The sequence below is a fragment of the Methylocystis sp. Uni0008 genome (genome assembly GCF_056838045.1).
This window is the reverse complement of record NZ_CM166370.1, coordinates 3,284,166-3,307,888: the sequence shown is the minus strand read 5'-3', so window position 1 is coordinate 3,307,888 and position 23,723 is coordinate 3,284,166. Positions and strand designations below refer to the sequence as shown.

At 63.3% G+C, this 23,723-nt stretch carries 27 protein-coding genes and 1 riboswitch; of the genes, 17 read left to right on the top strand and 10 right to left on the bottom strand.

Features of this window, described 5'->3' with window-relative positions; translation table 11 throughout:
* Positions 1–22 precede the first annotated feature (22 nt).
* Positions 23–439: a hypothetical protein gene (locus AC0X69_RS16520; protein WP_482608910.1), complete on the top strand. Its 417-nt coding sequence runs from the start codon at positions 23–25 to the stop codon at positions 437–439.
* Positions 440–490: 51 nt separating this feature from the next.
* Here the strand turns inward: AC0X69_RS16520 and AC0X69_RS16515 are convergent, their stop codons facing one another.
* Positions 491–811, bottom strand: coding sequence for a Kazal-type serine protease inhibitor family protein (locus tag AC0X69_RS16515; protein WP_482608908.1), 321 nt, complete (start codon positions 809–811; stop codon positions 491–493).
* Positions 812–1,039: 228 nt separating this feature from the next.
* Positions 1,040–1,103, top strand: a riboswitch (Fluoride riboswitch).
* 86 nt (positions 1,104–1,189) lie between these two features.
* Here AC0X69_RS16515 and crcB point away from each other — a divergent pair.
* From crcB to AC0X69_RS16480, 7 genes are all read left to right on the top strand, one after another.
* Positions 1,190–1,558 (top strand): fluoride efflux transporter CrcB, encoded by a 369-nt coding sequence (gene crcB / locus AC0X69_RS16510; protein ID WP_482608906.1) that lies wholly within the window; start codon positions 1,190–1,192, stop codon positions 1,556–1,558.
* A 205-nt stretch (positions 1,559–1,763) separates the two neighbouring features.
* A complete protein-coding gene (rplU, locus tag AC0X69_RS16505) occupies positions 1,764–2,072 on the top strand; it encodes a 50S ribosomal protein L21 (protein ID WP_428380207.1) in 309 nt (102 codons plus the stop codon).
* A gap of 63 nt (positions 2,073–2,135) precedes the next feature.
* Positions 2,136–2,402 carry a 50S ribosomal protein L27 gene (rpmA, locus tag AC0X69_RS16500; RefSeq protein WP_482608904.1) on the top strand — a complete coding sequence of 89 codons (267 nt, stop codon included), beginning with the start codon at positions 2,136–2,138 and terminating at the stop codon, positions 2,400–2,402.
* Positions 2,403–2,583: 181 nt separating this feature from the next.
* A complete protein-coding gene (locus AC0X69_RS16495) occupies positions 2,584–3,186 on the top strand; it encodes a GNAT family N-acetyltransferase (protein ID WP_482608902.1) in 603 nt (200 codons plus the stop codon).
* Between the two features lie 7 nt (positions 3,187–3,193).
* Entirely contained in the window at positions 3,194–4,255 is a 1,062-nt protein-coding gene (obgE, locus tag AC0X69_RS16490) for a GTPase ObgE (protein ID WP_482608900.1), read from the top strand.
* A 72-nt stretch (positions 4,256–4,327) separates the two neighbouring features.
* A complete protein-coding gene (locus tag AC0X69_RS16485; protein WP_482608898.1) occupies positions 4,328–4,726 on the top strand; it encodes a DUF2946 family protein in 399 nt (132 codons plus the stop codon).
* Between the two features lie 169 nt (positions 4,727–4,895).
* Positions 4,896–5,345: a hypothetical protein gene (locus AC0X69_RS16480; protein ID WP_482608896.1), complete on the top strand. Its 450-nt coding sequence runs from the start codon at positions 4,896–4,898 to the stop codon at positions 5,343–5,345.
* A gap of 18 nt (positions 5,346–5,363) precedes the next feature.
* On the opposite strand, the gene AC0X69_RS16475 is transcribed toward AC0X69_RS16480, so the two are convergent.
* On the bottom strand, positions 5,364–6,029 hold the full coding sequence (locus AC0X69_RS16475; protein ID WP_482608894.1) for an O-methyltransferase: 666 nt from the start codon (positions 6,027–6,029) through the stop codon (positions 5,364–5,366).
* A gap of 206 nt (positions 6,030–6,235) precedes the next feature.
* On the opposite strand from AC0X69_RS16475, the gene AC0X69_RS16470 reads away from it, so the two are divergent.
* Complete coding sequence (locus AC0X69_RS16470) at positions 6,236–6,607, top strand: hypothetical protein (RefSeq protein ID WP_482608892.1); 372 nt, start codon at positions 6,236–6,238, stop codon at positions 6,605–6,607.
* A gap of 79 nt (positions 6,608–6,686) precedes the next feature.
* Here the strand turns inward: AC0X69_RS16470 and AC0X69_RS16465 are convergent, their stop codons facing one another.
* Positions 6,687–8,537, bottom strand: coding sequence for a M3 family oligoendopeptidase (locus AC0X69_RS16465; protein ID WP_482608890.1), 1,851 nt, complete (start codon positions 8,535–8,537; stop codon positions 6,687–6,689).
* Between the two features lie 166 nt (positions 8,538–8,703).
* Here AC0X69_RS16465 and AC0X69_RS16460 point away from each other — a divergent pair, with 166 nt between their 5' ends.
* Entirely contained in the window at positions 8,704–9,486 is a 783-nt protein-coding gene (locus AC0X69_RS16460; protein WP_482608888.1) for a hypothetical protein, read from the top strand.
* Between the two features lie 9 nt (positions 9,487–9,495).
* Here the strand turns inward: AC0X69_RS16460 and AC0X69_RS16455 are convergent, their stop codons facing one another.
* The gene (locus tag AC0X69_RS16455; RefSeq protein ID WP_482608886.1) at positions 9,496–10,719 is read right to left on the bottom strand and encodes a lytic murein transglycosylase; all 1,224 of its coding nucleotides are present in this window, start codon (positions 10,717–10,719) and stop codon (positions 9,496–9,498) included.
* 134 nt (positions 10,720–10,853) lie between these two features.
* Here AC0X69_RS16455 and irrA point away from each other — a divergent pair, with 134 nt between their 5' ends.
* Positions 10,854–11,336, top strand: coding sequence for an iron response transcriptional regulator IrrA (gene irrA / locus AC0X69_RS16450; RefSeq protein ID WP_482608884.1), 483 nt, complete (start codon positions 10,854–10,856; stop codon positions 11,334–11,336).
* Entirely contained in the window at positions 11,333–11,689 is a 357-nt protein-coding gene (locus tag AC0X69_RS16445) for a hypothetical protein (RefSeq protein ID WP_482608882.1), read from the top strand. The genes irrA and AC0X69_RS16445 overlap by 4 nt, the downstream gene beginning before the upstream one ends.
* Positions 11,690–11,701: 12 nt before the next feature.
* Here AC0X69_RS16445 and AC0X69_RS16440 read toward each other — a convergent pair whose 3' ends face one another.
* Positions 11,702–12,247, bottom strand: a complete 546-nt coding sequence (locus AC0X69_RS16440; protein WP_482608880.1) for a peroxiredoxin — start codon at positions 12,245–12,247, stop codon at positions 11,702–11,704.
* Positions 12,248–12,391: 144 nt separating this feature from the next.
* Between AC0X69_RS16440 and AC0X69_RS16435 the strand changes: the two genes are divergently transcribed.
* Positions 12,392–14,257, top strand: coding sequence for a PHA/PHB synthase family protein (locus AC0X69_RS16435; protein WP_482608878.1), 1,866 nt, complete (start codon positions 12,392–12,394; stop codon positions 14,255–14,257).
* Positions 14,258–14,421: 164 nt separating this feature from the next.
* On the opposite strand, the gene lpdA is transcribed toward AC0X69_RS16435, so the two are convergent.
* Positions 14,422–15,861 carry a dihydrolipoyl dehydrogenase gene (lpdA, locus tag AC0X69_RS16430; RefSeq protein ID WP_482608876.1) on the bottom strand — a complete coding sequence of 480 codons (1,440 nt, stop codon included), beginning with the start codon at positions 15,859–15,861 and terminating at the stop codon, positions 14,422–14,424.
* A 210-nt stretch (positions 15,862–16,071) separates the two neighbouring features.
* On the opposite strand from lpdA, the gene AC0X69_RS16425 reads away from it, so the two are divergent.
* Positions 16,072–18,435: a hypothetical protein gene (locus AC0X69_RS16425; RefSeq protein ID WP_482608874.1), complete on the top strand. Its 2,364-nt coding sequence runs from the start codon at positions 16,072–16,074 to the stop codon at positions 18,433–18,435.
* Positions 18,436–18,483: 48 nt separating this feature from the next.
* Here AC0X69_RS16425 and AC0X69_RS16420 read toward each other — a convergent pair whose 3' ends face one another.
* The 3 genes from AC0X69_RS16420 to rpmI all read right to left on the bottom strand — a co-directional run bounded on the left by AC0X69_RS16420 (position 18,484) and on the right by rpmI (position 20,121).
* On the bottom strand, positions 18,484–19,416 hold the full coding sequence (locus tag AC0X69_RS16420; protein ID WP_482608872.1) for an alpha/beta hydrolase: 933 nt from the start codon (positions 19,414–19,416) through the stop codon (positions 18,484–18,486).
* Between the two features lie 100 nt (positions 19,417–19,516).
* Positions 19,517–19,882 carry a 50S ribosomal protein L20 gene (rplT, locus tag AC0X69_RS16415; RefSeq protein ID WP_482608870.1) on the bottom strand — a complete coding sequence of 122 codons (366 nt, stop codon included), beginning with the start codon at positions 19,880–19,882 and terminating at the stop codon, positions 19,517–19,519.
* 38 nt (positions 19,883–19,920) lie between these two features.
* Positions 19,921–20,121 (bottom strand): 50S ribosomal protein L35, encoded by a 201-nt coding sequence (gene rpmI / locus AC0X69_RS16410; protein ID WP_014890449.1) that lies wholly within the window; start codon positions 20,119–20,121, stop codon positions 19,921–19,923.
* 368 nt (positions 20,122–20,489) lie between these two features.
* On the opposite strand from rpmI, the gene AC0X69_RS16405 reads away from it, so the two are divergent.
* Positions 20,490–21,602 (top strand): amidinotransferase, encoded by a 1,113-nt coding sequence (locus AC0X69_RS16405; RefSeq protein WP_482608867.1) that lies wholly within the window; start codon positions 20,490–20,492, stop codon positions 21,600–21,602.
* A gap of 53 nt (positions 21,603–21,655) precedes the next feature.
* Here AC0X69_RS16405 and AC0X69_RS16400 read toward each other — a convergent pair whose 3' ends face one another.
* Positions 21,656–21,982 carry a DMT family transporter gene (locus AC0X69_RS16400; RefSeq protein WP_482608865.1) on the bottom strand — a complete coding sequence of 109 codons (327 nt, stop codon included), beginning with the start codon at positions 21,980–21,982 and terminating at the stop codon, positions 21,656–21,658.
* A 149-nt stretch (positions 21,983–22,131) separates the two neighbouring features.
* Here AC0X69_RS16400 and AC0X69_RS16395 point away from each other — a divergent pair, with 149 nt between their 5' ends.
* Together AC0X69_RS16395 and AC0X69_RS16390 are read left to right on the top strand one after the other, a co-directional pair.
* Positions 22,132–23,010: a pirin family protein gene (locus AC0X69_RS16395; RefSeq protein WP_482608863.1), complete on the top strand. Its 879-nt coding sequence runs from the start codon at positions 22,132–22,134 to the stop codon at positions 23,008–23,010.
* A 349-nt stretch (positions 23,011–23,359) separates the two neighbouring features.
* Positions 23,360–23,722, top strand: a complete 363-nt coding sequence (locus AC0X69_RS16390) for a copper resistance CopC family protein (RefSeq protein WP_482608861.1) — start codon at positions 23,360–23,362, stop codon at positions 23,720–23,722.
* Position 23,723: the final 1 nt, after the last annotated feature.

The following is a 23,723-nucleotide window of genomic DNA, read 5'->3' as shown; positions in this document are numbered from 1 at the left end:
AGCTGAGACGGGACTGTTCAGCTTGTTTTCAGCCGCCCTGCTCGAGAATGACCTCACAAGAGCGCTGAGGGGCGCAATCAAGGAAAACGCCCGCATGCGGCTCGTCACCTGCGTTCTTGCCGGCGCGGCTTGCGCCGTTCTTTCTGCGTCGATCGCCGAAGCGGCCAATGCGCCGCTCTGCCTCGCCATCGCGGCGAACTACAACAAATGCATGCGCCAGCATCAGCGCGGCGGGCCGGGCGGCCCTTACGAGGGTTACGGTCCGGGCTACGGACAAGGCTATGGCGGCTATCCCGACGACGATGACGGCGATGGCTATGGCGGCTTCGATGGATATGGCGGATTCGAGGGCGGCTATCGCCGCCGCCGTTACGAGCGCGCCAAGGGAGCCTGCGCGATCTGGATCGTTCAGATGCAGGCCAGCGGCTGCTTCGACTAGCCTACAGAATGGCGCGGGTTTGATTGCGACGCGCGCCATCCGATAGACGCTTCATTTATAGGATTTTTTGCACTCGCCGTCTGACTTTTTGGCGACCCGCGCGGCCTGCCGCTCACAGTCGTTCCCATAAGTTTTGTCGTTACAGCCGCAAACGGGAATAAACTCTCTCGTACACGCGTCAGAAATTTCCACGCATTTTCCCGAAATGTCGGCGCCGCCGCAATTGCCGGGATCGGGATCGCACCACAGGCCCTTGTCGCATTCGATCGGAACGATGCCTCCACACATTTCTCCGACCTTGGCGGCAAAGGCGCTCGTAGAAGGCAGCATGGAAAGCCCCAAGACGAGGGTCAATTTGCAAATCGTCTGCATGAATTTGTCCTCCCCTGAAAAATAATTTTAATAGTTTGGTCGAGGCGCTTGCCGCCTCGCCGTCTCAAAGCAAGCTGTGCCATCTCAACAACGGGTTAACGCTCAAGGACGAGGACCGTTCCGCGGCAGCGGGGCTCATCCGGCCAACGGCTTTGGCGCTTCAGCCCTACTGAAACTCGCGTCTGCGCCGGCTCAGCTTTCCATTAGGCCCCGGCTCTATTACGGTGCTGGCCAGATGGGGATGGAGCTCCCCATAACCGCCTGAACGAAGGCTGATGGCTCCTGCCGCAAGGACGCAGAACTGCGCCCGGTAGGAGCGTCTCAACGCCACCCCGCCGCAGCGCATTTTGTCTTCCGCCTGGTCTTGAGGAGGACGCCATGGGCTTTTTGATTGTGTTTCTCGGCGGAGGATTGGGCGCGGCCGCGCGTCACGGCGTCAATCTTCTGATGGGCCGACTGGTCGGCTTGCCTCTCGGGACGCTGACGACGAACGTTCTGGGGTCATTCCTGATGGGCGCGATAATTGGCTATCTCGCCTTCAGGGGCGAGGCGTCGCAGCAGTGGCGACTGTTCCTCACGACCGGGCTCTTTGGCGGCTTCACCACCTTTTCGGCCTTCTCGCTGGAGACCGTCCTGTTTTTCGAGCGCGGCGAATTCGCGATGGCGTCTCTCTATGTCGCGGCGTCCGTGGGACTTGCGGCGGTTGGGCTCGTTGCGGGCGTCTCACTGCTGCGTCAGTTTTCATAAGGGTCACACGATCCGCCCAAGACCAATCAGTCCCACGCATATTGACAGTCGCGGCGCATGAAGCGTAGATAAACCTCGCTTCGGCGCGGCGGTTTCGCCGCGTTTTTCGTTTGCGCGCCTTTGCGCCGCATCGATGCGAAGCGCTCAACTGCAAAGAAGCCGGCCGGCGGAAGCGCCAGCGTCGGGACGAACACAGGAAAAAAAGATGTTCGCAGTCATCAAAACAGGCGGCAAGCAATATAGCGTCGCCGCTGGAGACGTGATCACCGTCATGGCGCTCGACGGCGCGCCGGGCGACGCCGTCACCTTCGACGAAGTGCTCATGCTTGGCGGCGACAGCCCCAGGATCGGCGCGCCGACCGTCGCGGGCGCGAAAGTCTCCGGCGAGATCGCCGAGCAGACGCGCAGCCCCAAGTCGATCGCCTTCAAGAAGCGGCGTCGGCAGAATTCAAAGCGCAAGCGCGGCCATCGTCAGGACCTGACGCTTGTGAGGATCACCGCGATCGAGGGCTGACCGCCCTCTCGCCGCAGCAGTTAGAGCGGCCCAGTCGCCGCACAGGAAAATCGGAGCGAAACCATGGCTCACAAGAAGGCAGGCGGCTCATCCCGCAACGGCCGCGATTCGGACGGGCGGCGCCTCGGCGTGAAGAAATTCGGCGGCGAAGCCGTCGTCGGCGGCAATATCATCGTGCGTCAGCGCGGCACCAAGTGGCATCCTGGCCGCAACGTCGGGATCGGCAAGGACCACACGCTTTTTGCGCTCGTCGACGGCGTCGTGGAATTCAAGTCGAGCGGCGGACGCTCCAGCGTATCGGTCACGCCGACGCCGGCCGCAGCCGAGTAAGGCGGTAGGGACGACCTGCCGCCGGCCCTTCCGGCGGAACATGGTCGTCTCGACTCGCTCTCTCGCGGATCCAAGGCGGGAACGTTTCAGGCGGGATGTCCGGAAGAGCCGTGACGAGCCGGAAAGGAGCACGCTCCTTTAAGGCTCTTGGGCCAATTTCCGATGTCGCTTGGAGCAATGAATGTTTCCCGAAATTACCCGCGACGACGTTTTCCGGCTCGAGACCGAAAGACTGTGGCTGCGCTGGCCGCGCGCGGCTGACGCGGACGAGATTCGCCGGCACGTCGGCGATCCCGACGTCGCGCTGATGACGGCGAGCATCCCTCATCCCTATGAGACGCATGACGCGGACGCCTTCATCGCCCTGGCGCGGGAAGAGAACGGCGCGGGCGGCGGTCTGCACCTCGTCGTCACGCCCAAGAATCAGCCCAATGAAGCGATCGGGCTGGTGAGTCTCCACGGGGCCGACCGCCGCGGCTCGGCGACGCTCGGATTCTGGCTCGGCAAGCCTTATTGGGGGCAAGGCTATACGACCGAGGCCGCCAGGGGGCTGATCGACCTCGCCTTCGGGATCACCTCGCTCGATCGGATCGTCTCTTCGGCGCGGCCGGACAATCGCTCGTCGCTGCATGTCCATGAGAAGCTCGGCTTCCGGCCGATCGGCCGCGGCGTGCGGCCTGCGCCGGCGCGCGGCGGCGACGTGGAGGTGGAGCTTTTCGAGTTGAAACGCGGCGAAGCGCATACGCTGTTCGGCGCCCGACGCCCGCGCTTCTTTTCTCCGTGAGCGCGATATGAAATTCCTCGACCAGGCGCGCGTTTATGTCCGCTCCGGCGATGGCGGCGCGGGATCCGTCTCCTTCCGGCGCGAGAAATTCATCGAATTCGGCGGTCCGGACGGCGGCGACGGCGGGCGTGGCGGCGACGTCGTCGCCGAATGCGTCGCCGGGCTCAATACGCTGATCGACTACCGCTACCAGCAGCACTTCAAGGCCAAGACCGGCGGGCACGGCATGGGCAAGAACCGCGCCGGCGGGCGCGGCGCCGACGCCGTGCTGAAAGTGCCGGTCGGCACCCAGATTTTCGAGGAGGATGGCGAGACGCTCGTCGCTGACCTGACCGAGGTCGGGCAGCGCGTCGTCATCTGCAAGGGCGGCAACGGCGGCTTCGGCAACGCTCATTTCACGACGTCGACCAATCGCGCGCCGCGCCGCGCCAATCCAGGCCAGGACGGCCAGGAGCGCACCATCATCCTGCGGCTGAAGCTGATCGCCGACGCCGGGCTGGTCGGCCTGCCAAACGCCGGCAAGTCGACCTTCCTGGCCACTGTGACAGCTGCGAAGCCCAAGATCGCGGATTATCCTTTCACCACGCTGCACCCAGGGCTTGGCGTCGTGCGCAGCGACGATCGGGAATTCGTGCTGGCTGACATCCCCGGGCTGATCGAAGGCGCGCATGAGGGCCACGGGCTCGGCGACCGCTTTCTCGGCCATGTCGAACGCTGCCGCGCGCTGCTGCATCTCATTGACGCGACGGGCGAACATGCCGGCAAGGCTTACAAGGTCGTGCGCGGCGAACTCGCCGCCTATGGCGCCGGCCTCGCCGAGAAGCCCGAAATTGTCGCGCTTTCCAAGATCGACGCGGTGGATCCGGAGCATCTGAAGAAGCAGCGGGAGCGGCTGAAGCGGGCGATCGCCTCCGCGGGGCCGCCGACGTCCGAGCGCCGCGCGCCGCTGCTCCTTTCCTCGGCGAGCGGAGCGGGCGTGAAGGAAGCGCTGCGCGCGCTGTTCGAGGTCATCGAGGCTCAGAAGGCGCTCGAAGGCGCGCCGGACGAAGCTCGGCCCTGGAGCCCCTGACCCTCGACAAATGCTTGCCGGCGCCCTGTCGCCATTGACCTTGACGGGATCAATGAATAGCTTCGATGGGCTATGAGCGCGCGCAGCGAAATCAAGACATGGCAGTGCGGATCGACGGCAGTCACCCTGCTCGTCGCCTATCTGTTTGTTTTGCAAGGGTTCGCAGTCGGCGTCTCGTTCAGCGGACGCGCGCCGGGCCTCTTCGCCAGCACGATCTGCTTCGACAAATCGTCTCAGCCGCTCTCCGGCGATCCCTCGACGCCGGCGCGCCCGGCTCGGCACGGCGGCGACGCCTGCTGCGTCGTGCATTGCGCGTCGCTCGGCGGCGCGACGGCCGCCTCTCCATTCGTCGGCGAGCCGCCTCCGGCGGCCTCCTATTCGACGATCAAGCTCGCCTTTGACGAGACCTCTCTGCGTCCAGAGGCGGCGACGCCGCCACTCGGGTCCCGCGCGCCTCCCGTCCTGATCTGACGCTCGCCGCGCCAGCGGCGCCACGCCCCCACCATGCGCAGCGCGCGGCGGGGGAGAGTCAGAACAGCGTTTCCGTCGTTTGTCCGCCTGCGTCGTAGATCGCGCATGCGCCGCTCAGCTCAGACTGGCGGTTGCGGCAAGCCATCGGACCGCCCAGCGATTTGGGACCATGGAACAGAAAACTCATTTGGCGACGCGTCTCGTTAAGGCGACGCGTAACGCCGCCTCGGGAGAGCGGCGCTGCTCCCAGAAGGGCAAGCTCACCGCCCCGAGCGACAAGGACATACGCGTCGCCCCCGAAGGCATCGCCGATCCCGCGCCGACGCGCGGACGCGTAGAGGTCGTGGAGACCTACTTCGACCCCGCCGGACGGCCGATGAAGCGCAAAAGCCTGGGCGCCGCCCGGGTGGCGCGCTTCTACGACGCCAATGGCAATCAGGTGGAGGAGGCCTACTTCAACGCCGAGGGCAAACCCACGATCCGCAAGGATCTAGGCGCCGCGCGCATCTCCTGGCGCTACGACGACAGCGGCAATCAGGTCGAGGCGGCGCTGTTTGGCGCGGATGGCGCGCCGCTGCCGCGCAAGAGGCGCGGCAAACGGGCGTTCGACAACGCCTGACGCCGGCGGACGAGGCGGCTATCTGACGCGCGCGATCAGAAAGCCGTCCCAGCCCTTGGCGCCGACGGTTTGCACCGCCGTCGCCTCTACCCGCCCTTCCGCCGCGACCGCTTCAAACAGCGCCCGCGCGCCGAGCGCCCCGCTGTCGGTCGTGGAGGGGTCGGCGACTCCCCCTTCCCGCACGACATTATCGACGATGATCAGGGCGCCCGGCCTCGACAGCCTCGACGCATGATCGAAATAGGCGGCGTTGCTCGGCTTGTCCGCGTCGATGAAGGCGAGATCAAAGGGTTGGCCCCGCTCCGATTCAAGCTGCGGCAGCAGATCCATCGCCGGCCCGACGCGCAGATCGACGCGCGCGCTCATTCCTTCGCGCGCGATGTTGGCGCGGGCGACTTCGGCGTGCCGCGGATCGACCTCAAAGGTGACGACCTTGCCGCCTTCGCCGACGGCGCGCGCGAGCCAGATCGTCGAGTAGCCTCCAAGCGTCCCGATTTCGAGAATGCGTTTGGCGCCGATCGCACATGCGACTAGATGCAGCAGTTTCCCTTGCGGCGGCGAAACGTCGATCGCCGGAAGATTCTCGCGTGCGTTGCACGCAAGCGTATCCTCCTGCGCTTCTTCTTTGGAAATCAGCGTCGCCGCGATGTAGTCGTCGACACGTCGCCAGTTTTCTTCGATCATTTGACATCCCTTTGACGCCGAGCGCACAAACTTAGACTAAGCGAAATTGATTGACATCCTGCGGCATATCACGTGATGTGCCGCTGTCGTTCGCGTGCGCGTTAAAGCGCCCGGACGCAGAAAGGCTTGATAGCCGCATTTCACAAGCCCCAGTTGCTCTGCGGCCGATATGCTGCTCATCACCTCACTCTATGGGAGCACAACTAATGATCAAGCTTGCTTTGACGACGGCCCTTGCCGCCGTCGCCTTTAGCGCATCGGCCTATGCGGCGCAGTGGAATGTGACCGAAGCGAACAAGACGGGCATTAAGCGCGCGCAGGGCACCTGGACGGTCGCCACGGAAGGCGACAAGGTTTCCGGCAAGAGCGAATTGCAGCTCGATAACGGCTCGGTGCTGACCTACAAGCTTGACGGCGAATTTAAGGGCGGCGTTTACACGATCAAACTCGAGGATCGCACCGACTCCAAGAAGAACTGCGTGTGGACCGGCAAGGCCGTCGAGGGCGCGCGCAGCGTCTACTCGGGCGACGCCGCCTGCGATGGCGAAACCTTCACGATCCGCGCCGGCCAGCAATAAGCGCCTTCCCGCGTAATCGACCAACAAAAAACGCCGGCTTACGCCGGCGTTTTTAATTTAGCGCGTTCGTTCCAACGGACTAGTGCGCCGACGTCCCGTCCTCCATCGCCTCCAGCTCCGAAATCAGGCCTTCGATCATTTCGAGGCCGATGTTCCAGAACGCCGGATCGCGCGCATCCAAACCGAAGGGCTTGAGAAGCTCGTCGTAAGGCTTTGCGCCGCCAGCTTCGAGCAGCGCGAAGTAGCGCTCGGCGAACCCTTCATGCGCCTTCTGATAGACGCCGTAGAGCGAATTGACGAGGCAGTCGCCGAACGCATAGGCGTAAACATAGAACGGCGAATGGATGAAATGCGGAATATAGGCCCAGAAGGTTTCATATCCGGGCCCCAGGCGGATCGAAGGGCCGAGGCTTTCGCCTTGCACGCTCATCCATAATTCGCAGATGCGGTCGGCGGTCAGTTCGCCCTCGCGCCGCTCGTTGTGGACCTTTCGCTCGAAGGCGTAGAACGCCATCTGCCGCACGACCGTGTTGATCATGTCCTCGACTTTGGACGCCAGCAAGGCGCGCTTTTGCGTCTTGTCCGTCGCCTGCGCGATGAGCGCGCGGAAGGTGAGCATTTCGCCGAACACGGACGCCGTCTCCGCAAGCGTGAGCGGCGTCGGCGCCATCAGCGCGCCCTGTTGCGCGGCAAGCACCTGATGCACGCCATGGCCGAGCTCATGCGCGAGCGTCATCACGTCGCGCGTCTTTCCCTGGAAATTCAGCAGCACATAAGGATGCGCCGAGGGCACGGTGGGATGTGAGAAGGCGCCCGGCGCCTTGCCGGGACGCACCGGCGCGTCGATCCAGTTTCTCTCGAAGAACCGACCGGCGATCTCCGCCATGCGCGGCGTAAAGCCGTTGTACGCGGCAAGCACGATCTCGCGCGCCTCCGGCCAGGAGTAGCGCCTGGCGGGCGTCGCCGGCAGCGGCGCGCTGCGATCCCAATAGTCGAGCGCGTCCTTGCCGAACCATTTCGCCTTGAGCTTGTAGTAGCGGTGCGACAGGCGCGGATGCGCCGAGTCGACCGCTTGCGCAAGCGCCTCGACGACCTCCCGTTCAACCCGGTTGGAGAGATGGCGCGAATCGGCGACATCCTGGAAGCCGCGCCAGCGATCCGAGATTTCCTTGTCCTTCGCCAAAGTATTGGTGATGAGCGAGAAGGTGCGCAGATTGTTTTTCAGCGTCGCGCCGATCGCCTGCGCCGCTTCGCGGCGAGTCTCTTCGCGCGTGTCCTGCATGAGATTGAGCACAGGCTCGATCGCCAGCTCCTCGCCGCGCACCTTGAAGCGCAGCGCGGCGATGGTCTCGTCGAAGAGCCGGTTCCAGGCGGCCGCGCCCGAAATGTATTTCTCATGGAAAAGCTCTTCGAGCTTGTCGTCGAGTTCGTAGGGCTTTTCCTTGCGGATGTCTTCGAGCCAGGGCTTCCAGCGCGACAGCGGCTCCTTCTCGGCCGCCGCCATCAACGCGGCGTCGTCGAGACGATTGAGCTCAAGCTGGAAGAACAGCAGCTGCGCCGAGGCGTTGGTGACCTTTTCCTGCACGTCGCCATAGAATTTGGCGCGCGTTGGATCCGTCGTGTCGCCACTGTAAAGCAGGCCGGCGAAGGACATCAGCCGCCCGAGCAGGTCCTGCAGCGCTTCGTACCGCTTGACCGCTTCGCCAAGCTTGGCGCTGGCGTCAGCGCCCCGCGCGAGCGACTCCAGCTTGCCGCGATAATCCTTGCCGAATTGCGCGACCTCCTGCGCCGCCCTGGAAAGATCCGCGGCGAGCTGTGGAGAATCGATGCCCGGATAGAGATCGGCGAGATTCCATTCCGGCAACCGTTCGGCCGTTTGCGCGGCGGCGGCTTCGGCGATCGAATAAGGCGTCAAAAGAGCGCTGAACATGACGGAAAACCATGGGATAGGCGTCTCGCAAGCGGAGACGCGAGGATCGGAATATGACTAAATATGGCAGGAGGGCGAATGGGATCAACCATCGTCGGGGTCGGCGCCGGCCCTGGGCGCCGCTATAACAATAGTAGAGGCGAAAGAATCAGCTTAGGTGCGCGCAATGGCGGGAGAGCCTGATTTTCTGAGTTCGGTCACATCGCGTTACGCGACGGCGCGCGACATCTTCACGCGCATCTCCGGCTTCCTCAACAAGGCGACCTTCAAGATCAAGCGGGGGCCGCCGCTCGAAACAATCGACGAGATCGCGAAGCGATTCAAGACCGACGACTACGACCGTCTGACGCTGAAGGAACTCGCCGAAACCAAGGCGGGCGTGGCTTTCATCGACGAGAAGACGCAAGACATCAACCGCGCGAGCTTCCATCGCTCGGCCTTCGCGCTCAACGCGTTCACGCAATTGTTTTTCGTCGACCTCGCCGGGCAGCTGTCCTTCTCGTTTCCGCAGCTTAAATTTGCGCTGGCCATCGCCAACATCATTCTCGCGCTGCTCGCGCATTCCTCGGTGCGTCAAGCGTATCGCGCACTGCTCGCGGGACCCAATGCGCTTCCGCCCAGACGGCGCCTGTGGGGCATGTTCCCCAACCCCGCCTATAATCGTGCGGTGAAGAAGAACTCACGCGGCTATGCGCAAAGCGCCTGGGAAGAAAAGTCGCTGTTTCGTCCCGCCTATTTCTTCAACGCCGTGGTTATTTTTCTGGGCGCGCAATTCATCATTCCGCCTGATCGACTGATCTTTCCCTTCAGCTTCATTCTCGGGAAAATCTCGGGGCTGTTCACCACCCTCATCATGGTGTTCGACATCTGGCGCGGGATGCGCGCCGGCGACGCGGCGCGGGTGGCGCGCGAAAGGGAAGTGTCCGTCTACCGCGATCTCGACATCTGAGCGAAAGGCCTATTGGCCGCGCAGCCGCGACAGCACGGCTTTCGTCGCAAAGCCGTCCGCAGGCTGTATGCCTTCGCTCAATTGGAACGCGTGAATGGCGTTGCGGCTCGCGCGTCCGAGCTTGCCGTCGAACGTGCCGCGATAGAACCCGCGTTCGGTCAGGAGCTGCTGGATCGCCTTGACGTCGGCGGTCGGCAGCGGCGCGACCTTCGGCCAGGGCGCAAGCGGAATCTCCCGTCCCGCGATGCGCTCCGCAAGCAGCGCAACCGACATCGCATAGGCGTCGGACGTGTTGTATTGGCGGATGACCTCGAAATTGTCGGTGATCAGGAAGGCCGGGCCGCTCGCGCCCGCCGGCAGGTAAAGGCTTGCGGCGCCGCTGCCTGGAAGCGCGCCGCCATCGGCGCGGGCGACGCCGAGCTGCCGCCAGCGCGCGAAATCGAGGTCGAAGGCGGCGTAATCGAAAGCTTCCGGCAGCCGAACTTCGACGACGGCCGGCAATCCCGCGACCCAGCCCGACTTGGCGAGGAAATTGGCGATGGAAGCGACCGCGTCGGCGCGCGAACGCCAGATATCCGGCGCGCCCGCGCCATCGTTGCTTTCGGCGTATCTGAGATAGGCGGAAGGCATGAACTGCGGCTGGCCCATGGCGCCGGCCCAGGAGCCGCGCAATTGCGCGCGCGTCGCATAGCCTTTCTCCAGCATCACGAGCGCGGCGACGAATTCGTCGACGAAGGTTTCGGCGCGATGGCCCTTCCAGGCGAGCGTCGCCAGCACGCGCAGCGCGTCGGCCCCGCCGGCCGCCGTTCCGAAATTGCTCTCGACGCCCAGAATGGCGACGATGATCTCGCTCGGCACGCCATGGCGCGCCTGCGCCCGCGCCAGCGGGCCCGCGAGCTCGGCGGCCACCGCGCGGCCACGGGCGACGCGGCTATTCGTCACAGCCCCCGCGAGATAGGCGGGAATCGAGATGGTGAACTCGGCCTGCGCGCGTGGCTTCGCCAGCACTGAAGGGTCCGGCGCAAGCCCTGCGATCGCCGCGTCGAAGGTTTCGCGCGAGACGCCGGCGGCCTGCGCCGACGGCCACAGGCCCTGCAAAAACGCCTCGAACGTATCGGCGGCGTTGGCGCGGCCTCCCGCGAGCCACAGGGCGGCGAAGGCGCGCGTGGAGCCGCTGAGGATTCGGCGACGATCGATCGGCGCCCAGAGTATTGGCGCGAGGCGCCTTGTCATGAGCCAGTCCTTTGCTGCTTCTTTGGAAATATTACACCTTCCGCCATTTCGTTTGACAGGGGGCGGGCGCTGCCTTCTACTGAAAAAAGCTATTGCAGGAATAGGGAGCGAGTGATGCTCGCCTGTCGCGAAGAATGACTCATCAACCTTCAACTACGAGTTTCGACCGTTCGGTCAAACTGCGCGATCAGTCCCCCGAGAGCGCGGTGAAGACGTCGGACCTCAAAGCGCGGCTACGCAACGCGGGTCTGCGTCCCACCGTTCAGCGGCTCTCTCTGAGCCGGCTGCTGTTCGGCAACGGCGACCGGCATGTGAGCGCCGAGGCGTTGCACGCGGAAGCGCGCGAAGCCGGCCTGACGATGTCTCTCTCCACGGTCTACAACACGCTCAACCAATTCGCCGAAGCGGGCCTGTTGCGCGAGATCGCCGTGCAGGGTCCCCGCACATACTTCCACACGCGCACCTCGCCGCATCACCATTTCATGGATGAAGCGACAGGCCGCATGTTCGACGCGGCCGACGGCACTGTCGAGTTCGCGCGACTGCCGGCGCCGCCCGAGGGGATGGAAGTCGTCGGCTGCGACGTGATCATCCGCATTCGCCCGAAGAAGGGGTGAGCGATAGCCCGCCGCAAGACGGGCGATGGCGTTTCCTCCGCGCCGCATGGCTGGCCTATGCGATCGCGACAATCGCCCTCTCGATCGCCGTCCTGGCGATCTATGTCAACGCCTACGACGATTACGACCTTTCGGAACGTCTGCGCGCAACCGGGCGCTTCGTGCGCCAGGCGATGCGCGCGCTCTCCTTTCCGCTCGGCGCGCCGATCGGCGCGCTCAACTCTCCACTCGAAAAGACCTTCGGCTGCGGCGACGCGAACGAGCCTTGCGCGGTGTTCGTCGACTGGAACATGCGTTTCGCCGCGCTGCTGGCACAGATCATTCTGCTGCGCTGGCTCATTCGGCGCCGCTGATCGAATTTCGCGTCACTTCGTCTGCGCGTCACGCCATTGCTTCACGACGGCGAGCGCGTTCTGAATATGCTTCGTCGCGCCCGAATCCTCGACCGTGGAAAGAATTTTTCCATCCGGCGCGATCACATATGAGATGCGATTGGCGAACATCGCTCCGGCGACCGGAACCTTGAAGGCGGCGTCATAGGCGCTGATGACCTTGAAGTCCGGATCCGCGCCAACGGGAAATTTGTCGCGGCATTCTTTCGTCGAAAATTCGCGCTGGGTCGCGATCTTGTCGCTCGACACGCCGATGACGCTCGCGCCCATCGCGGCGAATTGCTCCATCGCTTCGGCGAATTCATGCGCCTCGACGGTGCAGACGCTCGTGAAGGATTTCGGATAGAAATAGAGAACGACCGGTCCCTTCTTCAGCGCCTCCTGCAGCGAGAAGGAGAAATCCTTGCCGCCCTGCGCGGCCGCGAGGGTGAAGTCGGGCGCGACGGCGCCCGGTTTGAGCGCCGCCAGCGCGGCGCTCGAAACAAGCGTGAATACAGCGGCGGCGGCAATGGCTCTCATGACGGTCTCCCGAGCGGTAGAAATCTCTTCACAAGGAGATGGTAGCGCTCGCCGTCAGGCCAAGTCTGCCCGAGGCCGCCGCAATATTGCGGCGCAACATCATCCAAAATATGATCCGTCAACATTTGGGCGCAAGGGAAGCTGATGACGCAGACGAAACAGCCGACCGCAGAGCAGACTTCTTCCAGCGCTGTCCACGCCCGCCCCGCCCACGGCTTTCCGCGCCTGGCGTCGAAGGCCTTCGTCGAAGCGTGGCCCAGCGCCTTTCTCGCCGCGGAGCGCGCCACTGACCATGAGTCCTACGGCTACGCCGCGCTGAGCGACGTCGTCGACCGCTCGCTTCATGCAAGCGTCGGTCATCTGACCGGCGGCCTTTCGCCCGCAGCGATGGCGGGCGCTTATTGGGACTGGGCGGCGCATCTCGCGTCCTCGCCCGGAAAGCAGATGCAGCTCGCCGAAAAAGCCATGCGCAAGACGTGGCGTTTCGCCAATTACGCCTGGCGCTGTTCGCTGCAGCCGCGCGCGGCGCCCTGCATCGAGCCCCTGCCGCAAGACAAGAGGTTTTCCGGCGAAGCATGGCGACAATGGCCCTATGCCCTGCTCTACCAAGGCTTTCTGCTCAATCAGCAATGGTGGCACAACGCCACGACGGGCATCGCTGGCGTCACCAAGCAGCACGAAAACGTTGTCGAATTCGCCTCGCGGCAATTGCTCGACATGTTCTCGCCCTCGAATTTCCTGCTGACGAATCCCGAGGCGCTGCAACGAACTCTCGAGACCGGCGGCGTCAATCTCGTCTATGGCCTGCAGAATTTTCTTGAGGACATGGAGCGGCGCGCCGGCGGCAAGCGGCCCGTCGGCGCCGAAGCCTTCGCGCCAGGGCAGAACGTCGCGATAACGCCGGGCAAGGTGATCTATCGCAACCGCCTGATCGAGCTCATCCAATATGCGCCGTCGACGCAGACGACGCGGCCCGAGCCGGTGCTCATCGTTCCGGCCTGGATCATGAAATATTACATCCTCGATCTGTCGCCGCATAACTCGCTCGTGCGTTATCTGACCGGGCAAGGCTTCACAGTGTTCATGATCTCATGGCGCAATCCGAGCGCCGAGGACCGCGATCTCGACATGGAGGCCTATCGCAGGCTCGGCGTCATGGCCGCGCTTGACGTGATCTCCAGCCTCATGCCGGACCGCAAGATTCATGCGGCCGGCTATTGTCTGGGCGGGACGCTGCTCGCGATCGCCGCGGCGGCGATGGCGCGCGACAACGACGATCGTCTTAAGAGCCTGACGCTGCTCGCCGCGCAGACCGATTTCACCGAAGCGGGAGAGTTGACGCTCTTCGTCAATGAAGGCCAGCTCGCCTTCCTCGAAGATTTGATGTGGGAGCACGGCTATCTCGATTCCAAGGAGATGGCGGGCGCGTTCCAGCTGCTGCGCTCCAACGATCTTGTCTGGTCCTATGCGCTAAGATCCTATCTCATGGGCGAGCGCGAGCCGATGACCGACATGATGGCCTGGAACGCCGACGCGACGCGCATGCCTTACAAGATGCATTCCGAATATCTTCGGCGGCTCTTCCTCAACAATGATCTCGCCGAGGGCCGGCTACGCGCAAACGGCGGCGCGGTCGCGCTCGGCGACATTCGTGCGCCGATCTTCGCCGTCGGCACGGAGCGCGATCATGTCGCGCCCTGGCGCTCGGTCTACAAGATTCACGTGCTTGCCGACGCCGAAATCACCTTCCTGCTGACGAGCGGCGGACACAACGCCGGCATCATTTCCGAACCGGCAAAAAAGCGCGGCGGCTACCGCTTCACGAGCCGTGTGGACGGCGAACATTACGCCGACCCCGAGGCGTGGGTGAAAATTGCGACCGTCAGGGAAGGCTCATGGTGGCCGGAATGGAGCGCCTGGCTCGCGGCCCGCTCCGGCGCGCCGGTGGCGCCGCCGGTGATTGGCGAAGCGCTCTGCGACGCGCCGGGAACCTATGTGCTGCAGAGCTGAGGCGCTGAGACCCGGCGCTCGCACGTCGTCGTAATTTGCCTCCGCGTGTCAAACCGACGCGCGAAGCGCGGTGGGGATCCAGAGCAACGCCCGAGACGCTTGCCGTGAGTCTGGATTCCCGAGCGCGCGCACGGCGCGCGTCGGGAATGACGCCACGATTGGCCTCAAACATGAATCGCGCGACCGAAGGCCGCGAGCACGCTCTCATGCATCGTTTCCGATAGCGTCGGATGCGGAAAGATCGTGCGGATCAGATCTTCTTCGGTGGTCTCGAGATTCATCGCGATGACGAAGCCCTGAATCAGCTCCGTCGCTTCGGCGCCGAAAATATGCGCGCCGAGCAGCCGCCCGCTCTTGGCGTCGAAGATCGTTTTCGTGAGACCCTCGAGTTCGCCGAGCGCGATCGCCTTGCCATTGGCGAGATAGGGGAAGCGGCCAATCTTGACGTCGATCCCCTGCTCTTTCGCCTTCGCCTCGGTCAGGCCCACTGAAGCGACCTGTGGATGACAATAGGTGCAGCCCGGCACGCGCGATTTGTCGAGCGCATGGGCGTTCGCGCCCGCGATCGCCTCGACGCAGGACACGCCTTCATGCTCCGCCTTATGCGCAAGCATCGGACCACCAGCGACGTCGCCAATGGCGTAGACGCCTTCGATATTGGTGCGGCCAAGACCGTCCGTCTTGATGACCCTGCGCTCGAGCGCGACGCCAAGCGCCTCCAGCCCGAGATTTTCGACATTGGCGACGACGCCGATGGCTGAAAGCGCGCGCTCGACTTCGAGCGTCTGCGTCTCGCCGTCAGCGGGTTTCAGCGTCACGACCAGACTGTCGGATTTCCTCTCGACCCCGGTCACCGTCGTCGCGACGCGGATGTCGATCCCCTGCTTCTTGAACGAGCGATGCGCGAGAGCCGCAATCTCCTCGTCTTCGCTTGGAAGAATATGCGGCAGCGCTTCGACGAGAATGACCTCGACGCCGAACGTCCGATAGAAGGAGGCGAATTCGACGCCGATCGCGCCGGCGCCGACGATGAGCAGCGACTTCGGAAATCGCTCCGGCTTCATCGCCTCGAAATAGGTCCAGACGAGACGTCCATCGGGCTCAAGACTTGGCAGAACGCGAGGACGCGCGCCTGTCGCGACAATGATGTGCTTCGCCTGATAGACGCCTTCGCCGAGCGTCGTTTTCGGCGCCGGCGTTTGCGGCGCCATTGGCGGCTTCGTCGGCGTGCCGACGCGAACCTCGCCCTTGGCGGCGATCGTCGCCTCGCCCCAGATGACGTCGATCTTGTTCTTCTTGAGCAGGAAGGCGACGCCGCCGTTGAGCCGCGTGGCGGCTTCCCGTGAATGCGCGACGATGCGCGCCACGTCGGCGCTCAAGGCGCCTTCGGAGACGCCAAATCGCGCGCCCTCCTTCGCCAGACGATAGACCTCGGCCGAACGCAGCAGCGCCTTCGTCGGAATGCAGCCCCAGTTGAGGCAAATGCCGCCGAGATGTTCGCGCTCGACGACTGCGGTCTTTAAGCCCAATTGCGCGGCGCGGATCGCGGCGACATAGCCGCCAGGTCCGCCGCCGATGACGATGAGATCATATGGGTCGGCCATGCTTCGTCCTAGCTACTCAGTGGCAAAAATTGGCGGCAACGCGAAAAGCATATATTATTCGCGCGATTGCAAGTCACGTGACACATAAGGCGGCTTTGAATGAGCGCCCGGTTTGCATCAACAGTCGCTCCGCTGCGTTCGCTTCTCTCCAAGATCCTCGCTGGCCTGCGTCAGGGAGTTCACGTTATTCGGCGCGGCGCAGTAATTAGCGTGCGCCTTTTGCTCCTGGCGTTTCTCACAATTCTAGTAACCGCCTGGGCCATTTCAACGCCAAAGGACCAAGCCTATCGCGTTCTTGATCCCGAATCCGGCGATTGCAACATGCAGGTCGATGAAAATGGCGCCTACAGATCGCCGGCATGGAACATCCTCGCCGCCTACGGGAATGACGAAAAGGTCGCCGCGCGTGACGACCAAGCGGGTCGTTGGGACACGCGATTGCAGTGCGCGATACAACGCCACGAGATTCCATATTCCAGCGCCGACAATAGCGGTCGCACGAACGCGCTCGGCTACACGCTCGCTTTTCTCGAATTCAAGGAGGATGGCGAACCTTACGAACTGATCAAGGACGCTCGCCAGCTGTTCACCATGAGCGAATTGACGGATCGCGTGAGCTATATCGAACGTCATCAGTGGAAGCCGATCACGCAGCTCGAGGCCTTAGGCGCGCATCTAAGATCCGCTGCAAACCGCACACATACTGATGAATCCGGGAGTCTCATCAAGCACAGCAATTATGTGATCGTTTTCACTCATGGCTGGCGACACGACGCATCCATTGGCGATGGCAATGTTACCGATCTTCGCGCATACGCCGCACATGTGGCGCGATTCCTTCGTGACCGATGCAATGCGGGCGAACGCGAACATTGCGGGCGCGAGGTGACGGCGGTCTACATCGGCTGGCGCGGCGCGCGCCTCAACGAGAAGAGCCTGCATCTTCCGTTCATCGCGATTGGGAACACCGTGGGCGCTCGGCTGGATGGCGACGCCTCGAATTGTTCGAACGGCGTTCTGCCCAGCGATAAGCCTCTGTGCTGGAAAAACTGGATCAATTCCTGGGGCGAGACGCTCGCTTCAGGCGTCGCAACGCTGACCTTGTTCGACCGCAAACCCGTCAGTGAATATATCGCGCCGCATGCTCTGATGGCGCTCAGGAAAATTGAGCAGGTGCTCAAGAAGCAGCCGGGGACGAAGGCCGAGCAACGCTCCAATCCAAATAAGATGGTCGTGATAGGTCACAGCCTCGGCGGCAACATGCTGGCCACGGCTCTAAAGGATCAGCTGATCAAATCGGTTCGCAACCATCCAGGCGACAACGCCTATTTTTATCCTCCGCTCGGCGATCTCGTGGTGCTGATCAATCCGGCGGCCGAAGCTTCCAAATGGACCGATGTTCAGCGCGCCGTCTGGGAGAGGATCGCTTTCTTCGAGGGCGAAGGCGACCTTATGGCGGGCCACCGTTTCTTTCCGGCGCATCAAAGTCCCGTCGTGATCTCAGTGACCTCGGCCTATGCCTGGCCGCCGGGAGGGATCCGGCCGCAAGACTGCGCCATCGCCATGCATGAAAAATTAAGCTTGCTCGCCAAGGGCGGGACTTCGCCAAGCGAAATCTGCGCGAGGTACAAGCATTTCTTGGAGACAAGAAAGCCGGGAGAATTCATTTTTCATGATGAGACGCCGAACCCGGACGAGCGCGATTGCGGGGCGCTGAAGACGCCGTTCGCCCTCGATCAGGCAGTGGAAGACATCGATCGGAAAAAGAAGATCGGCATAAAATCGGACCTCGCGACCTATCTTGCCTTCCCGCTTTTTCGCGGCGACTTCCGACCGCTCGGCGCGATGATCGCCGGCGTCGCGAGAGACTGGCGCGCAGCCTGCGAAAGCTTTGAGACGCCTACGGATCGATTGGAGCAGCGCGCGCTCAACTTTTGGCGGAGGGTGGGAGAATTCGTGAGCGATCTTCCCTTCCAGAATACGGATATCGAGTCGTCGCGCACGATCGGCCACCTCGATCCGCCACGATCGCCAGTAAGCCTCGTCGATAGCTATCGTATGCCGGCGCGCCAGTTCGGCACGACGCATGAAATCCGCAGCATTGGTTGGGCGCCGCCCAGTCAGGCGGATTACAAGGATATCCCCGCCGACCCCTCGCTGAACTGCCCTGTCAGCCACGACTGGCTCACGCGGGCTCGAAAGGCGCAAACGAATGGGACTCAGTGGGAGAGCGCTTTGCTGGCGCCGCCGCTCGATCCAGAATCCGCCAATCTTCCGCCCGGGGCCGGTCGCCCGGCGGTCGAGATGACTCACGGTTTCAGGCTCGCGGGCATGCTGCCGATAACCCGCGCCAACGACCCGTTCTGGAATATGCGCGCCTACGACGACGTGCTCATGAGCCATGGAGGCTTCATGTTCAGTTCGTTCATCTGCGCGATCAACCAATTCGTCATGGATCGGCCGACACGATGGCCGTCGCCGCCGACTCTGGCCGAGTCGCAGCCTCCGCCTGCGCATCAAGAGCCGGCTCGACCGAAGGCCGACGCTCTCCGAATGCGCGGCCGATCGAGATGACAGCGCCGCCAGCGCCGCCGCCGATGACGCGCAACTGATCTGTGTCGCTCATTGCGCGTTCTCGTCGCGGTCGCCGACGCGCCGCTGTTTCGTCTCGTCCGCCCCCGCGCGTTTCGCGTCGACGAACGCCATGACGTCGTCGGCGACCGGCGCGAGAAAATGCAAGAGCGGCGAAAAAGCGCCGATGATCTCGCGATGCGTAACGCCGGGGTAATATTGGACTCGCGCCTCGCCGCCGGCCGCCTCGATCGCCGCGGCGAGCGCGCGGGTGTTTCGCGGCCGCACGGTGCTGTCCGCTTCGCCGGCGAGAAGCAGCGCCGGCGGCGCGTCGCGCGTGACGTAGCGGAGCGGCTGGCGCGCGGCGGCAGTGGCAGGCGCGCCGAAGACGCCGCGCAGCACATCGCTGTCGATCGCGAAATCATAGGCGCCCGCGAGGCCGATAAAGCCGGCAAGATCGCGCGCCGGCGAGAGGCCGACGGCCGCCAGCCAGCGTTTGTCGAAGGCTAGCATCGCCGCGATGTGCCCGCCGGCCGAATGACCCATCAGGAAGATGCGCGCGCGGTCGGCGCCAAGCTCGCGGGCGTTGTCGCGCGCCCACCGCAGCGCGCGCTCGGCGTCCTCCAGAAAAACCGGAAAGCTGGATTGCGGATAGAGGCTGTAGTCGGGAATGACGGCGATCGCGCCGCGCGCCGCGAGCGCCGCCCCGACGAAGCGATACTGCGCCTTCTCGCCCGACGACCAGCGTCCGCCGTAAAAGAAGACGACGAGCGGCTTCGCCCTATCCGAATGCTCGGGAAGATAGACGTCGAGCTTCGCCCGCGGCCCGACGCCATAGGCGACGTCGCCGAGCAGGCGATAGGACTGCGCGCGCGCGAAAAGATTGAGCGCCGCGCCGGGGTCGGCGACGGCGGCGCCGGCGAGAATGGCAAGCGTCGCGACGAGCGCCCGCGGCGGCGTCACATATCGCAGGAATCGTCGCATGCGTCGCGACGATAGCCTAAGCCTGTGGCCGCTGCGACCGGCGCGGGCGAGGAAAAAAGCGCCCGCAGCGCAGCGGGCGCCTCTCATCGAGATGCGAGCCTTACGCGGCCTGCGGCAGCGCCGACTTCGCCTGCGCCACGATGGCGCCGAAAGCCTCCGGCTGATGAATGGCGAGTTCCGACAGAACCTTGCGGTCGACCGTAACGCCCGCTTTGGCGAGACCGTCGATGAAGCGCGAATAGGTCAGCCCGTGCTCGCGGACGGCGGCGTTGAGGCGCTGGATCCACAGGGCGCGGAACACGCGCTTCTTCGCCTTGCGATCGCGCGTCGCATATTGCATCGAGCGGTCGACGGCGGCCTTGGCGGCGCGGATCGTGTTCTTGCGGCGGCCGTAGAAGCCTTTGGCGGCCTTGAGGGTCTTCTTGTGCTTGGCGTGGGCGGTGACGCCGCGTTTGACGCGAGCCATGACGAAACTCCTATGCGAAAAAAGTGCGGTTTTGCGGATCAGCCGTTCGGCAGGAAGTATTTCTTGACGTTGTCGCCGTCGGTCTTGAACAGCACGTTGGTGCCGCGCAGGTTCCTGATCTGCTTGTTCGTCCGCTTGATCATGCCGTGGCGCTTGCCCTGCTGGGCGTAGACCACCTTCCCGGTGCCGGTGATCTTGAAGCGCTTTTTCGCGCCGGATTTCGTCTTCAGCTTGGGCATTTTGCTCTCCTGGGCTCGAGGCCCTGTTATTTGCGCCGCGCTGGACCAATCCGGCGGCGCCTTTTCGCGCGAGCGAAAGAACCGCCACGGCAGCCCATCACTGGCCGGGCGGTTCTGTAGAGCGCGGTTTATTGCCCAAGGCGCTAAAAAACGCAAGTCGGCGCGAGCTTTGGGGGCCCGCCGCAGTAGACGACCCCGCCTCTTCGCGACATATTCCCCCGGCCGGGGAGGGCCTGAGTCGACAATACGCGAGTAGACCAGAGCAGGCGCAATGTTAAACGCAAGAAATTACGTGGTTTCTCCTACGGTTTGAAGAACAGTCGGAAAGCGCTAGAAGTCTCTCGCTGGAAACGATCCGGGGCGCAATTATGAATATGCATGCAACCATGGGGAACGCCATTACCGCGGACTGTCCGGTCAATTCCCACAATGAGTGGGATCCGTTGGAGGAGATCATCGTCGGTCGCCTCGAAGGCTCGACGATCCCCTCCGACCACCCGGTCGTCACCTGCAATATCCCGGGCATGGCGGCGCGCGCGCAATCGCTCGCCGCGGGCTTTCGCTTCCCGAAATTCATGATCGAGCCGGCCCAGCAGGAGCTCGACGGCTTCATCGCCCTGCTCGAATCGCTCGGCGTCAAGGTGACGCGGCCCGATGCGGTCAATCACAAGGCGAAGTTCTCGACGCCGCACTGGTCGTCGCGCGGCTTCTGCAACTCCTGTCCGCGCGACTCGATGCTGGTGATCGGCGACGAGATCATCGAAACGCCGATGGCCTGGCCCTGCCGCTATTTCGAGACGCATTCCTATCGGGAGATTCTCAAGGACTATTTCCGGCGTGGCGCGCGCTGGACCTCGGCGCCGAAGCCGCAGCTCACCGACGAACTCTTCGACCCGAATTTCAAATTGCCGGAGAAGGGCGAGGAGATCCGCTACATTCTCACCGAATTCGAGCCTGTGTTCGACGCCGCCGACTTCTTCCGCTGCGGCCGCGATCTTTTCGTGACGCGCTCAAACGTCACCAACGCGATGGGCGTCGACTGGCTGCGCCGGCATCTCGGCGAGGGCTATCGAATTCACGAGATCAAGAGCCGCTGCCCGAATCCGATGCATATCGACACGACGATCCTGCCGCTGGGGCCGGGCCGCCTGCTGATCAATCCGGAATATATCAATCCGGATGAACTGCCTGACGTTCTGAAGAAGTGGGACATTCTCGTCGCGCCGGAGCCGGATCCGATCAACGACCGCATTCTCGCCATCACCTCGATGTGCGGGAAATGGCTCAGCATGAACATTCTGATGCTCGACGAGAAGCGAGTCATCGTCGATCCGCATCACACCAACATGATGCGGCAGATGGAGAAATGGGGCTACGAGCCGATCCCGTGCTCATTCCTGCACTACGCGGCGTTCGGCGGCGCTTTCCATTGCGCGACGCTCGACGTGCGCCGGCGCGGAACGCTCGAAAGCTACTTCTGAGTTGCAGCGCTTGGTTCGTCCCGACGCTCCCCACGGGAGCGTCGGCGCGGCGCTTACTTCATATCGACGCCGCCGAGACGCAGGCCGATGATGCCCAGCATGATCAGCCCGATCGATCCCAGCCGCAGAACGGTCGTCGGTTCGTTGAAAAGATAGACGCCGACGAGGGTCGCCGCGGCGATGCTCGTTCCCGTCCAGGCCGCATAAGCCGTGCCGGCTGGAATCGTTTTTACCGCCAGGCCCAGGCATCCGACGCTCGCCGCCATGAAAAACACCATGATGAGCGACGGCCACAGCCTTGTGAAACCTTCCGCATATTTCATGCCGACAAGCCAGCCGACTTCGCAGAGGCTGCCGATAAAGAGGATGATCCAGTCCATCTAACCGTCCTTGGTATGCAGGGCCGTCGGGTGCGCCATCGGTCGGACTTGTGGGTTTTGCGGCCTCTCGCGTCAAGCGCCGCGCCCGTGGGATCTCATTTGCATTTCGCTTGATGCGGCCCACATAGGCCGCAGAGGAGCTTTCCATCATGAGAAGAATTATCGGCGTTTACGCCGCCCCCGACGCCATGCATTGGGTCGGCGACGGCTTTCCCGTGCGCTCGCTATTCTCGCATCACGAACATGGCGCGCGGGTGAGCCCCTTTCTACTCTTCGACTACGCTGGCCCGTTTGACTTTCCTCCCACCGGCAAGCGCCGCGGAGTCGGCGCCCACCCGCATCGCGGCTTCGAGACGGTGACGATCGTCCTCGACGGCGAAGTCGTGCATCGCGACTCGACCGGCGCCGGCGGAACCATCGGCCCCGGCGACGTGCAGTGGATGCGCGCCGCCTCGGGCGTGGTGCATGAGGAGTATCACTCGGAAAGCTTCGCCAGGTCCGGCGGACGTTTCGAGGTCGTGCAGCTCTGGGTCAATCTGCCGGCGCGCGAGAAGATGAGCCCGCCGCGCTACCAGACGCTGCTCGACAAGGATATTCCGCGCGTCGACCTCGCCGATGACGCCGGGCTGGTGCGCGTGATCGCCGGGGAATTCGACGGCCATCGCGGACCGGCGCAGACGGCGACGCCGATCGATCTTTGGGACGTGCGCATCGACGCTGGAAAGAGCGCCCGATTCGCGCTGCCTGAGGGCCACACGGCGCTTGCGGCGGTGCTCGAAGGCACGGTTGAAGTGAATGGCGAGAAGATCGCGCGCGCTGCCGACGTCGTGGTGTTCGATGACGAAGGCGGCGACATCGCCTTTGAAGCCAACAATGACGTGAAGCTCATCCTCATGAGCGGCGAACCGATCGACGAACCCGTGGCGCAGCAGGGTCCCTTCGTCATGAACACACACGACGAACTGCGTCAGGCTTTCGTCGATTATCAATCCGGAAGGTTCGGCGTCATCGCGCCGCAGGGCGGCTAGCTAGAGCGTTTCACATGCTTGCTGAATCGGGGCCGATTATCTGTTTGGATCGTGATTCCAGACGCCGGCCGGGGGCGGCGGCCGGCATCTGGGCCTGTGGCTCTCAAAAGGCGGTGTTCGCGCTTGAGCGCGGGGCGCGCGGCGTTGAAGGCGCAAAGCGACATCCTCTTGCAAAGGATAGCTGCACCCCCGAATCCGATATGACTTTGCAAACGCTCAATAAAGCTTCCGACAGCGCGAAAAGCTCTAGACCGACATGCGGCGCCGCGACGCTTGTCGGTAAGAACGCGTGATTTAGTTACTCCGGTGCTTAACCCCGACGTCCGGGGTGAAGGCAGGAGCGACTGCCGTGCGATTGAAAAGTCTCTTTACTTGTATGGCTTGCGTCATCGCGCTTCTTGCGCCTGTGCGCTGCTTCGCGCACGCGTCTCTTGTCGCATCTACGCCCCAGGACGCGGCGATCATTCCAAGCGGGCGCGTCGAAATGGAGCTCCGATTCAACAGCCGCATCGACCCAAAGCTTTCGCGTCTCATGCTTGTGATGACTGATGATCAAAGAGTTATTGAACCGCTCGAAACGATCCCCGCCTCAGACGCATTGAAAGCAAAAGCGCAAAATCTGCAGGGCGGCTCCTACACGCTTCACTGGCAGATCATGAGCGTCGACGGTCACCTAACGCAAGGCAAGATCAATTTCCGCGTAGGACGGTGAT